This window comes from Microcoleus sp. (genome assembly GCF_049646505.1).
In the GTDB taxonomy this organism is placed as follows: Bacteria; Cyanobacteriota; Cyanobacteriia; order Cyanobacteriales; family Microcoleaceae; genus Microcoleus.
In genome coordinates, this window is the sequence record NZ_JBARVX010000450.1 from 19,999 (window position 1) to 30,619 (window position 10,621).

The following is a 10,621-nucleotide window of genomic DNA, read 5'->3' on the forward strand; positions in this document are numbered from 1 at the left end:
TGCATTCTATTATTAAGTCTGACAATAAGTTGATATTTATTGCTAAGCTTACCAAATTTTACTCATATTGAGTACGAATCCCGGCAAAACTGGGTCGCCGCTGACTGTTGCGGGATTGTCCAAACATTCCTCTGGCAAATCGGGATGGTAAATGTAAACTCGGCGATTTTTGCGGTCGATAAGCCAACCCAACTGCACTCCGGGTTCTCTCATGTATTCTTGCATTTTTGATTGCAGCGGCTTGAGATTGTCAGAAGCAGACCTGAGTTCTACTACAAAATCCGGGCAAATCGGAGCAAATTTTTGCTTTTGTTCTGGTGACAAAGCATTCCACCTTTCCAGTTTAATCCAAGCAGCATCTGGAGACTTGTCACCCATTAAAAGCTTAAATCCTGTACTGGAAGTAAATGCTAAACCTGTACCGTTTTGTTCTGACCAAACCCACAGAGGCCCAAATATATTGCCTTCTCGGTTTCCCGTTTCCGAACCGGTAGGGGGCATAATTAGCAATTCTCCCGATTTGTTGCGTTCAATGCGTAATTCACTATTGATTTGACAGAACTCGAAAAAATCGTCGTCTGTCATTTGCAATTGGGGCGGTATTCGCAACAGGATTTTTGATGTCAACATAATTGAGTTTTCAGGTGGGTTTCTCCTGTGCTAAGCTTACCAAATCTTGCTCGTATTGAGTACAAATCCCGGCAAAACTGGGTCGCCGCTGACTGTAGCCGGATTTTCCAAACATTCCTCTGGTAAGTCGGGACGGTAAATGTAAACTCTGCGATTTTTGCGGTCGATAAGCCAACCCAGCCGCACTCCTGGTTCTCTCATGTATTCTTGCATTTTTGATTGTAGCGGCTCTAAGTCCTCAAAGTCTGGTCTGAGTTCAACTACAAAGTCAGGGCAAATCGGCGCAAATTTTTCTTGCTGTGCTTTTGATAAAGCATTCCACCTTTTCAGTTTAATCCAGGAAGCGTCGGGCGATCGCACGGAGCCGATCGATAAAGTAAATCCCGTACAAGAAGCAAAGCCAACGCCTGTTCCGTCTTCCTGTGTCCAAATGCCCAGTTCTCCAGTTAAAATAGCATTGCGGTTGCTGCTGATTCCGCCAACAAGAGTCAACAATAGTATTTCTCCCTGCTGGTTGCGTTCAATTCGCAAGTTGCGATTTAATTGACAGAAGTCGAAAAATTCGTCCTCTGTCATTTGCAATTCTGGCAACATTCGCAATACGATCGGAGATGACAGCATTTTGCCTTTCCTCAAATCTAAATTGTTCTGAACAAGATTGCAAAATTTATTGGTTCGCAGTGAGGACTTCAGTCCTCAAAAATCACGAAGGACTAAAGTCCTCACTACAAACCTGTTTGTAAATCAAACTTATTTATTCGGTTGAGGAGTCATCCGCAAATAAGGTTTGACTGGCGTGTAGCCTTTAGGAAATTTCTCTGCCAACTCTTTCGGGTCGGTAATCGAAGGTATAATTACGCAGTCGTCGCCGTCTTTCCAATCAACTGGAGTCGCAACGCTGTATTTGTCCGTAAGTTGCAAGGAGTCAATTACTCGCAGAATTTCACCAAAATTCCGACCGGTGCTCGCTGGATAGGTAATGCTCAAACGCAGTTTCTTTTCTGGGTCAATTACAAAAACGGTGCGGATTGTTAAGTTGTTGAGGGAGTTGGGATGGATCATGTCGTAAATGTCGGAAACTTTACGATCGCCATCTGCTAAAATCGGATAATTGAGGGTGACATTTTGAGTTTCCTCAATATCTTTAATCCAGCCCATGTGAGAATCCACATCATCGACGCTGAGGGCGATGGTTTTGACTGCGCGCTTGTCAAATTCCGACTTGAGACGGGCGACTGCACCGAGTTCGGTGGTGCACACTGGAGTGTAGTCTTTCGGGTGTGAAAACAACACCACCCAACTATCGCCGGCCCAGTCGTAGAAATTGATTTCCCCTTTAGACGAGGCTTGGGTAAAGTTGGGAACTGTATCGCCTAATCGCAGTGACATAACTGATTTCCTCTAATTTTATTTAACGGCGGTTCTCTATCATCCCATAATTGCCCGGTTTATCGATCGCACTGTAAATGATTCTAAACTTTTTGGTCGATCGCCCGCCAATTCCATTACTCTAGTCTATAGCCCAATACGGTTTACTTAAGACGATCCCCCCTAACCCCCCTTAAAAAGGGTGGGACAAGAATGCTCTCAAAGTCAACCCCTACTCCCCTTCTTAAGGGGGATTTAGGGGGATCTCCGGGACATAAATATGTTAAGTGAACCGTATTGGTCTATAGCCCGCCTTCAACTGCTAAATTTTGTTGCTATGCTTTACTTTTTGCTTAAGGCAATACAGCCTGTTTTAGTCCCGCTGTGTTTTGTCTCCGCTTGGGCTTTAGTTTTTTTGCTGTGTTCGAGTGTCGGGCGCGCTGTCGCCGACTCTGTGCGCCGAGCTGGGCGGATGCACCAAATCCCTTGCGCTAACTGCGTATTTTTTACTGGTGACTACCACCTCAAGTGTCCCGTTCAGCCTACCATAGCTTTATCTGAAGATGCGATCGACTGTCCTGATTATCGATCGCATTCGGGAATTTACGGTTAAAAAGTCGATCGTCGCTTTAAACATTTCTTAACATTCCTCGCTCTTTCAATTAAACTTAAGTTGTGCTCGAGAGATTTTCAGGAGTGTGGAAAGAATGCTAATTCAAAAGCTCAATGACTGCGACGAGTTTATTGCTGGCGACGGTACTCAACTGCGAGAATTGCTGCATCCAGACAAACAAGCTGTGAATTTGCGTTACAGTTTAGCCCGCGCCGTTTTGCCAGCGGGACAAACTTCGGCGCTGCACTCCCTGACAACTTCTGAAGTTTACTACATCCTCAGCGGCGTTGGGGAAATGCACATCGATGATGAGACTCAATTGGTGCAAGTCGGAGATGCGGTTTACATTCCGCCCAACGCCAAGCAGTTTATTTACAACTGCGGCCAAGAACCGCTAATATTTATTTGTATCGTCGATCCTGCGTGGCGAAAGGAAGACGAGACAATTTTTCAGTAAGTGTCGAAAATTCTGTTTTAACAACTTTAACAACAACAGCACCCAGCCATATGTACCGAGTGATTTCCTCTTTTTCAACTTTGATTCGGAGCTGCAATAATCCTCGGATTAACTTGCATTGCTCCCTTCTAATTAGTTGAGGAAGTATCAGCTTTGTTGGTGGGTGCTGCTATTGGATTTTAATGGGACAGATGTTAGATTTAACAGCGTTTTACTCCTTAAATTCTCTTGTGAACTTCGCTGTGATATTTTGATTTTGGATCTGTAATATCTGTCGGAGAAGCTTTTTGTTTGCTTCATATTATTAATTTACCACCTTATTCTAGAAATGCAAGTACCTGCAACTAAACTTTACAAAAGAAGTCATTAGTCATTAGTCATTAGTCATCAGTCATCAGTCATTAGTCATTAGTCATTAGTCAGTAGGGGCGGTGGATGGTGCGTGCCCGCCCTCAAGCGTCATCAGTCATCAGTAAGAGGGAAGACAACCCTCTAGGGGCGTAGATAATTGCGGATAATTGTGAAGTTAAATGAAGCATAGAGCTTTCTAGCTGCTCAGCTAAAATAGTAGAGTTCGGCTGTGCTTGGTGCTGCGATAAACGGCATAATATTTGTATGAAAACAACCAAACTCATCAAACTGTGTGTTTTATCGCTGAGCATTTTCCTGCTGTGTAGCAATGTGATAGCGACAGCAGAACCGACTGTGAAGCCTCAACCCCAGCAAACTTACACTAACCAAGAGATTCTGCAACAGTTGGTGAAGGCGAAAATTGTGTATCTGGGTGAAACCCACGACAGCGCTGCAGACCACCAAGCTCAACTGAAAATTATTCGAGAAATGCAGCGGCAAAATCGTAAAATTGCGATCGCCCTTGAAATGTTTCAGCGTCCGTTCCAAAGTGCGATCGACAACTACTTAGCTGGTAAAATCACAGAAGAGCAATTAGTCGAGCAAACAGAGTACGATCGCAGGTGGCGATTTCCCTGGGAATATTACGCCCCAATTTTGCGGTTTGCCGCATTAAAGCAACTACCAGTCCTCGCCTTAAATACACCCTCGGAAGTCACGAGAAAAGTTGCGTCTCAAGGTTTAGAAAGCCTCACAGCAGAGGAAAAAAAGTACATTCCGCCTCTTTCGGAAATTCGCACCGACAACCCCGAATACCGACAAATGCTGCTAGAAGTTTTCCAACAGCACCAAAAAGCGGGACAGGGAAATAGTACAGCTTTTGAAAGATTTTTGCAAGCCCAAGTTTTGTGGGATGAAACTATGGCCGAAAGTATAGCTGAATTTGTCAAAGCTAACCCCGACTATCAAGTTGTAGTGTTGGCGGGGAAAGGGCATATTATTTACGGTTACGGCATTCCCAGCCGCGTCGAGAGGCGTTTGGGAGTCGGGAAGGTAAAAACGCGATCCGTTGTATTCAATTCCACTGAAAATCCTACTTTGTCGGCAGAAAAATCCATTGCTGACTTTGTTTGGAATCACTCGGAATAGTACAATTATACTCGCAAACAATAATCGGGAAAAAATCAATGACAAACAGACCAAAAATACTGGCATTTGCCGGAAGTACCCGCGAAGCATCCTACAACAAACTGCTGGTAAAAGTTGCTGCGGCTGGGGCTAGGGCGGCGGGTGCAGAAGTTACCTATGTAGATTTGCGAGATTTGCCGGTGCCGATATTTGATGAAGATTTGGAAGCAAAAGAGGGAATGCCAGAAAATGCCCGGAAGTTGAAGGAATTGATGATAGCGCATCACGGGTTTTTGATAGCTTCCCCTGAGTATAACAGTTCGGTTACGCCTGTGTTGAAAAATGCGATCGATTGGGTGTCGCGCCCAGCTCCCGGCGAACCGGGATTGGTGGCATTTACTGACAAAGTAGCGGTGATTATGAGTGCTTCCCCTGGCGGACTTGGCGGTTTGCGGGGATTGGTTCATTTGCGATCGATCCTGGGGAATATTAACGTATTTGTGCTCCCGGATCAGAAGGCAATTCCATCAGCATTTCAGGTATTTAATGATGACGGTACGATGAAAGATCCGAAACAGCAGGAGTCGGTTGAGAATCTCGGTGCTAAGCTGTCTAATGTGCTGTCGAAATTAATTGCGTGAGGCAATAAATTCATTTTACAGTAGGGACACAGCAATGTTGTGTCCCCAATCTCAGTCTCTGTGATTTTGCTGGCTGCATCAAGTGCGATCGCCTCCTAAAATTGTTATCATCATAGTTGATTGCCTGTTATTCTCACCCCCAAATTAACATGACATTCACTGGAGATCCAAAATCAGCACCTGCTTTACCTACAGCCGAAGAAGCAGGGGTTGCCAAAATTAGCAGCCGCGCCTTAGAATCGCATTTAGAAAATCATCCGTCTGGCGAATCCCTCAAATTAATCTTAAACGAAAAAGAGGGAAAGACAATTGACATACCTGCCGCAGCATTGCCACTGCTGTTAGCAATTTTGCAACAGACAAGCAGCGGCAATACTGTTAAACTGACTCCAATTACTGCGGAACTCGATATCTGGCAGGTTGAGTTCCTACTGAATGTGTCCCGCGAGTATGTGTGGAAGTTACTAGATACTGGCGAAATTCCTTACAAAATGGTAAGTACCTGTCGCCGGATACGTTACGAAGATGTCATGAAATATAAAAAGCAGGATTATGACAAAAGAAGTAAAATCCTTGACGAACTTGTCGCAGAATCAGAAGCACTTGGTTTGTACGACTAACTCATGGAAATTGTAAAAGCTGTCTGCGATGCTAATGTTTTATATTCAGCAGCACTCCGCGATCTTCTGATGGAACTAGCAGTTGGTGAGGTATTTGAATCGAGGTGGACAGAAGAGATTCACGAAGAATGGATAAGAAACGTGCTTCTGAACAATCCAAATCTTACATCAGAACGACTTACCAGAACCAAAAATATGATGAATGCCAGCATTAAAAATTGTTTAGTGCAAGGCTATGAGACAATTATACAAGATTTGGAACTTCCCGATCCGGGCGATAGGCACGTTCTAGCAGCAGCAATTTGCTGTGGTGCCAATTTCATAGTTACTTTCAATCTCAGAGATTTTCCTGCTGACAATCTCAGACAATATAACATTGAGCCGCTGCACCCAGATAAGTTTCTCCTGCGCCTTCTCAACCTTAACTTTGAAGGTGTATGCAAAGCAGCCGAGAAACAAAGAATCAGGCTCAAGAATCCGCCAAAAACGCCTGACGAATATTTGGAAACGCTGGTAGCATTGGGACTGCCGCTGTCAGCAAGTCGGATGAAAGAATTGTGCGATCGCGATTAGCCCGATCGCCCTTTTCAAAGCACATAAGTTTAAAATTATTATTGGAGTGGAAACTACCACAAGCTTCCTCGCACCCCATCACCCGATCGGCTAAAATTAAGTCACCCGATCGGAGGAGGAACAAACCACCCGATCGCACATTGGCAGAAATGCACAAGAGCAAGCATAATTTAACCATCGGTCATCGGTCGGTTATACTTGTTGTAAACCGCACGGCAGGCGTGGGAGACTCCTCCGTCACACCTGCCATGCAGTTTTATTTAATACCATTTCTCTAAAATCATGCAATACTCTCCGACCCCCCCTAGCCCCCCCCTTAGCAAGGGGGGGACAAGAATACTGTTGCATTATTTTTTGAAATTGGTATAACAATTGTGCGATGCCCTGCAAAATAGCTTCGCTACGCGCCAATCAGCCCATTTTCTTTTTCTTCCAAGCCTCCACAAACGGCAAAAACACCGATACCAACTCCTGCCGATTCATCACCAAAGTCGGATAAGAAACCCTCCCGTAATTCTTCCCCACTTCCAGCGGAAAAATCGCCTGGGATTCCAGCGGCAGCCAAACCGCACCCGCAGCCTTCACAATTACCCAACTCCCGGCAATATCCCAAATTTTCGGAGTCGCTTCCACGCCTCCCATAGCCGCACCAGAAGCCACAGTCAAAAAATTATAACTAGCCATACCCAACATCCGAATTTTACTCGGAAGATGAGGCCCGATACCCACACTTCGCGAACACAAATTAAAAATATGATTTCCGCTCATTTTATCAGCAGTCGGGCGAATCTGCTTACCATTTAAAAATGCACCTTGAGGCATATTTGTCAATACATTATCGGCCGCCAAATCCTCTGCATAAAAACCGTGAAAAGTTTGATTCAGCAGTGGCAAATGCACACAGCCAAAAACCGGAGTTCCGCGATACAATAAACCCAAAGAAATCCCCCAAATCGGAATTCCGCGAGCAAAATTAGTGGTAGCATCCAGAGGATCGACAACCCAACACCATTCAGTATCAGGGAAAACGTGTTCTCCTTCCTCGCTCAAGATCCCGTGACTGGGAAACGCAAGTGCGATCGCACTTCTAATTGTCGCATCCGCCCAATTGTCAGATTGCGTAACCAGAGTGCCATCATCCTTTTCATCCGCTTGTGCAGAACCGAAATCTTTCAAAAACTGCTGTCCGATTGTCTTGACAGTAGTTTGAGAAAAAGTTAAAATAGAGTTCCAAAAATCTTTCATTTCACTAACAATTAAGGGAGAGGGGGAGAGAATTATCGAATTACCATTCCCAATGACTAATGACTACTGACTAATGACTACTGACTAATGACTAATGACTAAACCTTAGTCTAATTCATTTTCAAGGATAGTTGCGATCGCACTTTTAGCATTATCCTGAAACTCCCCAACATCAACCCTACCCAACAGCCAAACAGCCAGAATCATACCCACCGCCGGCACAGCAAACACTAACCCGTAAGCCAACATCGGCACCCCAAACAAACTCCTGCCAAAATCCAAAATAGCACCGCCGCTAACAGTCGCCACACCCCGCGCCATCGCCTGCGACAAACCCCAAGCGCCAATGAAAGTCCCAGCCGTTTCCGCAGCAGTCAAATCCAACATCAAACTCAACGCGCCCGTCGTCGTAATTCCTGAAGCTAATCCGAAGCACATCAAAGCCGACTTAAACACAATTGGATTACCTGTAAATCCCGATAAAATAATCAAACAAAAACAAGCAGCCACCGACAAACAACCCAATTTAATTGTATTTTGTTTGCCAATTCGCGGCACAATAAAAAAACCAGTGGTTCCCAAACCAAACAGCACGCCAGTACCGTAAATAGCATTCAACCGCGTAGTTTCCGAAATCGGCATCTTAAAAATTTCCCCGCCGTAGGGTTCCAAAACCGCATCCTGCATGAACAAACAAATCGTCATTACCAGCAGGAAAGTAAAAAACAAGCCGGTTTGACGGCTAGCAGTCAAAATCCGCAGCGCACTTCCCAAAGTAATTTTATCTTCTCGATTAAGTGCGATCGATCGCGCCCCGTAACGCGAATACTTTTTCTCAACCCCAAAAGTTGCAACCGCCACCAACAGCAAAACCACCGCCGGTACTTTCACAAACAAACCGTTAATCGAAGCCTGCAACACTTCCCGCGGCACATCCCCGTCAATCTGCTTCAGCAAACCGCTGCTGACAATCGCCCCGATAATAATACCAACCATCAGCATCGACCACACAACACCCACCAACTTCGATCGGTCTTCCTCATCGGAAACATCCACCAACAAAGCAGCAAAAGGAGTCGAACTCGAACAAATCGCGATACCGTAAAGTGCAAAAACCAAACCCAACAAACCCACCCAACCGTAAGTCGGAGTCGTCCATCCCACAGCCTCCAAACTAGCGCCCAAGCGCCACATCACCTGCACCGCCAAAAAAGCCGAAATTACAAACAACAGCCCTCCCAGCCACACGTAACCCGTGCGGTGATGCCCGAACAAAGGCTTAGCATCAGACATTTGCCCGAACCACACCCTAGCCGGGGCGACAAACTGGTGCATCGCCAGAGTACCCGCCACCACAGTAGCCGGAATCGCCAACTCCTTAATCATCACGCGATTGAGCACCCCCAGCGTCAAAATCGACATCATGCCCAGCCCCATCTGAAACAAACCCAGCCGGAACATAGTCAGCAAATTAACCCGCTTTGGGGCCGCAGTCGCGGAATCTGTTAATCTAGAATCTGGCAAACGGTCGATCGACATAACTATTAAAATAAATACAGCATGACTCATTTATAGTAACTGAGATACAGCCGCCTTTCCTCCCAAAGCCCGAAGCTAAAATGCGATTATTCGTATAAATTCATATAAAAATAAAGAGAATCAATAACTGTGGATTTACCAACCGTGACAACCATTACCCTAGGACAAAAAGGCCCAGCCGTCATTCCCCTGTGCGTCGGAACTTGGGCGTGGGGCGATAAACTATTTTGGAACTACGGCAGCAACTACGGCGCCACCGAAGTAGAAGCAGCATTCAAAACATCCCTAGACGCAGGAGTCAACTTTTTCGACACAGCCGAAGTCTACGGTAACGGCTTATCAGAAGAATTGCTAGGGCAGTTTATCAAAAAAACCAGCCAACCCGTGCAAATAGCCACCAAATTCGGCCCCGTACCTTGGCGAATTACCGGAAAATCAGTTTCTGACGCTTTGAGTGCCAGCTTAAAACGCTTGCAAGTAGAACAAATAGCCCTCTACCAAGTGCACTGGCCCTTCACTTTTTTACTAAGTCAAGAAACCCTGATGAACGCCTTAGCAGATGAAGTCAAACAAGGTAGAATCCAAGCAGTAGGAGTCAGCAACTATTCAGAAGAACAGATGCGCGAAGCCCACAAAATATTAGCAGCCAGAGGCGTTCCCCTAGCAACAAATCAAGTTCGTTACTCATTGCTATCGCGGCAAGTAGAAAAAAAAAGAATCGTGAGTGCAGCCTCGGAATTGGGAGTAACAATTTTAGCCTACAGCCCCTTAGCCCAAGGATTACTGACAGGTAAATATACCGCCCAAGAACAACCAGCAGGAGCCCGTAAATTCGACTCCCGTTTCAGCAAAAACGGCATCGAAAAAATCGAATTAGTCATGTCCACCCTGCGGAAAATGGGCAAAAAGCGATCTCGCACGCCCGCCCAAGTTGCCCTAAACTGGTTAATAGCCCAAAACGGAGTCATCCCCATTCCCGGCGCTAAAACCGCAAAACAAGCCGAAGAAAACGCTGGCGCATTAGGTTGGACTTTGAGCCAAGATGAAGTCAACCAACTAGAACTAATGACACGTCCTTGGCTAGAATGAATTTGTTAATTGTTGATTGTTAATTGTTGATTGTTGACTGTTAATTGTTAATTGTTGACTGTTGACTGTTGACTGTTGACTGTTGACGCTTGAGGGCGGGCACTCTTGGCACCGCCCCTACTGACTGTTGGCTGTTGGCTGTTGACTGTTGTCATTAGTTACCAATGCCCGATGCCCAATGCCCAATTCCCAATTCCCTGTTTGGCCAATTCCCAATTCCCAATTCCCAATTCCCAATTCCTTCAACTATGAAAATTTTAACTGACTGGGGTTTCACGCGCGAAGGCTGGCGCAACAACAGCCGCGGCGAATATTTAGTATTGCTGCAAGGCGCATTGCTAGCAGGATTTGCCATTTTACCAGTTTA

Annotated in this window: 12 protein-coding genes and 1 pseudogene; 8 read left to right on the forward strand and 5 right to left on the reverse strand. The window is 45.5% G+C overall.

The genetic code is table 11. The features are described from left to right. Positions 1-48 precede the first annotated feature (48 nt). From WBA89_RS21795 to WBA89_RS21805, 3 genes are all read right to left on the reverse strand, one after another. Entirely contained in the window at positions 49-630 is a 582-nt protein-coding gene (locus WBA89_RS21795; protein WP_424409401.1) for a Uma2 family endonuclease, read from the reverse strand. A 36-nt stretch (positions 631-666) separates the two neighbouring features. Further along, positions 667-1,251 carry a Uma2 family endonuclease gene (locus WBA89_RS21800; protein ID WP_424409402.1) on the reverse strand — a complete coding sequence of 195 codons (585 nt, stop codon included), beginning with the start codon at positions 1,249-1,251 and terminating at the stop codon, positions 667-669. A 129-nt stretch (positions 1,252-1,380) separates the two neighbouring features. After that, a complete protein-coding gene (locus WBA89_RS21805; RefSeq protein WP_424409403.1) occupies positions 1,381-2,019 on the reverse strand; it encodes a peroxiredoxin in 639 nt (212 codons plus the stop codon). Between the two features lie 316 nt (positions 2,020-2,335). Between WBA89_RS21805 and WBA89_RS21810 the strand changes: the two genes are divergently transcribed. The 6 genes from WBA89_RS21810 to WBA89_RS21835 all read left to right on the forward strand — a co-directional run bounded on the left by WBA89_RS21810 (position 2,336) and on the right by WBA89_RS21835 (position 6,381). Then, the gene (locus tag WBA89_RS21810) at positions 2,336-2,611 is read left to right on the forward strand and encodes a hypothetical protein (RefSeq protein ID WP_424409411.1); all 276 of its coding nucleotides are present in this window, start codon (positions 2,336-2,338) and stop codon (positions 2,609-2,611) included. Positions 2,612-2,705: 94 nt separating this feature from the next. Continuing rightward, on the forward strand, positions 2,706-3,068 hold the full coding sequence (locus WBA89_RS21815; protein ID WP_424409404.1) for a cupin domain-containing protein: 363 nt from the start codon (positions 2,706-2,708) through the stop codon (positions 3,066-3,068). Positions 3,069-3,683: 615 nt separating this feature from the next. Further along, positions 3,684-4,568 carry a ChaN family lipoprotein gene (locus WBA89_RS21820; RefSeq protein ID WP_424409405.1) on the forward strand — a complete coding sequence of 295 codons (885 nt, stop codon included), beginning with the start codon at positions 3,684-3,686 and terminating at the stop codon, positions 4,566-4,568. Between the two features lie 38 nt (positions 4,569-4,606). Continuing rightward, complete coding sequence (locus WBA89_RS21825; RefSeq protein WP_424409407.1) at positions 4,607-5,188, forward strand: NADPH-dependent FMN reductase; 582 nt, start codon at positions 4,607-4,609, stop codon at positions 5,186-5,188. A gap of 149 nt (positions 5,189-5,337) precedes the next feature. Continuing rightward, complete coding sequence (locus tag WBA89_RS21830) at positions 5,338-5,808, forward strand: excisionase family DNA-binding protein (protein WP_424409408.1); 471 nt, start codon at positions 5,338-5,340, stop codon at positions 5,806-5,808. A gap of 3 nt (positions 5,809-5,811) precedes the next feature. After that, entirely contained in the window at positions 5,812-6,381 is a 570-nt protein-coding gene (locus WBA89_RS21835; protein WP_424409409.1) for a PIN domain-containing protein, read from the forward strand. A gap of 411 nt (positions 6,382-6,792) precedes the next feature. Here WBA89_RS21835 and WBA89_RS21840 read toward each other — a convergent pair whose 3' ends face one another. Both WBA89_RS21840 and WBA89_RS21845 read right to left on the reverse strand, forming a co-directional pair. Then, complete coding sequence (locus WBA89_RS21840; protein WP_424409410.1) at positions 6,793-7,626, reverse strand: inositol monophosphatase family protein; 834 nt, start codon at positions 7,624-7,626, stop codon at positions 6,793-6,795. A gap of 105 nt (positions 7,627-7,731) precedes the next feature. After that, positions 7,732-9,165 carry a BCD family MFS transporter gene (locus tag WBA89_RS21845; RefSeq protein WP_424409412.1) on the reverse strand — a complete coding sequence of 478 codons (1,434 nt, stop codon included), beginning with the start codon at positions 9,163-9,165 and terminating at the stop codon, positions 7,732-7,734. A gap of 144 nt (positions 9,166-9,309) precedes the next feature. Between WBA89_RS21845 and WBA89_RS21850 the strand changes: the two genes are divergently transcribed. Both WBA89_RS21850 and WBA89_RS21855 read left to right on the forward strand, forming a co-directional pair. Then, positions 9,310-10,254, forward strand: a complete 945-nt coding sequence (locus tag WBA89_RS21850) for an aldo/keto reductase (protein WP_424409413.1) — start codon at positions 9,310-9,312, stop codon at positions 10,252-10,254. A gap of 164 nt (positions 10,255-10,418) precedes the next feature. Next, positions 10,419-10,621, forward strand: a pseudogene (locus tag WBA89_RS21855) (hypothetical protein); the annotation flags it as partial.